At 74.1% G+C, this 726-nt stretch carries 1 pseudogene; it reads right to left on the reverse strand.

The window, feature by feature from the left end:
• Positions 1 to 683: pseudogene (locus EHS43_RS45465) on the reverse strand (hypothetical protein); the annotation flags it as partial.
• Between the last annotated feature and the right edge of the window lie 43 nt (positions 684 to 726).

The following is a 726-nucleotide window of genomic DNA, read 5'->3' on the forward strand; positions in this document are numbered from 1 at the left end:
GTGGCGAGGAGTCCGGGGTGGCGGCCGGGGACGTAGAGCTCGATGCGGTGTTCGCCGGTGCGGAAGTAGAGCACGGTGGCGTTCTCGTGCGGGTTGTGGCCGCCGCTGTCGGCGAGGGCTCCGGCCCGGTCCAGCAGCAGGGCCGTCAGTCCGTGCAGGGTGACCGGGCCGGGGGTGAGGACCTCGAACGCGATGTGTGCCTCGTGGTCCGCCGCGCGTTCGGCCGCCGCCACGGTCGCCAGGTCCGAGCCGTCGGGCACCTCCAGGGTGAAGATCTCGATCTCGCCGCATCCGATCCTGCCGCATGCGATCTCGCCGCATCCGTGCCGGGCGTCCGGCACCGCCGCCCGGAGGATGCCGACCGGGAGGCTGCCGGCCGGGCGGGCGTACCGCTGGGCGAGCCTGCCGCGGACGACCACGCTCGGGGTCGGCTCCCCCGCGTGCAGGCCCCGGGCGGACAACTCCTCGCGCAGGCCCGCCAGGGTGTGCGGGAAGACGAGCAGAGCGGTGTGCGCGAGCCGGAGCAGGCCGGCGAGTTCCTGTCGTTCCGCAGCGGTCAGGGCCGGGAACAGCGCGTCGAGGGCGCTTGCCGTGTCGTTTCGGCGGACGAACTCCGCGGCCTGCTCGATGCGGTCCAGGTCAGCCGGGGGGAGACAGCGCTCCGTTGCCGGGGCGAAGGGCATGGGTGTCCTCTGGATGTGGGTGCGGGGTGGGAGCGGGACGGAG

This window comes from Streptomyces sp. RP5T, from assembly GCF_003933965.1.
In the GTDB taxonomy this organism is placed as follows: Bacteria; Actinomycetota; Actinomycetes; order Streptomycetales; family Streptomycetaceae; genus Streptomyces.